Here is a 240-nt window from a genome sequence, read left to right on the forward strand (position 1 = left end):
TTCAAGAGGGACAAGCGTAAAAGTCCTTTCCACTTCCGGATCTTGGGCAAAAGTAACGGTGAGTGGTAAAACCGGGTATGTCCATGCGGATTATCTTTCTTCTTCGAAAGTGTCCACATCAGGTTCCACGAGCAGTTCTTCTGCTGCCAAAACCGTTACTAAATATGTCAATGTCGACCCCGGTTCCCATCTCCTGCTCCGGCAGAAAGCTTCAACGAACAGCGCGATCCTTGCCAGCCT

General features: G+C 49.6%; 1 protein-coding gene. It reads left to right on the forward strand.

Annotated features, from left to right (window positions below):
• On the forward strand, window positions 1–240 hold a 240-nt coding region (locus BpJC4_RS15960; RefSeq protein ID WP_151698203.1), incomplete at both ends, for an SH3 domain-containing protein.

It is taken from the genome of Weizmannia acidilactici (assembly GCF_008974185.1).
Classification (GTDB): Bacteria; Bacillota; Bacilli; order Bacillales; family Bacillaceae_C; genus Weizmannia; species Weizmannia acidilactici.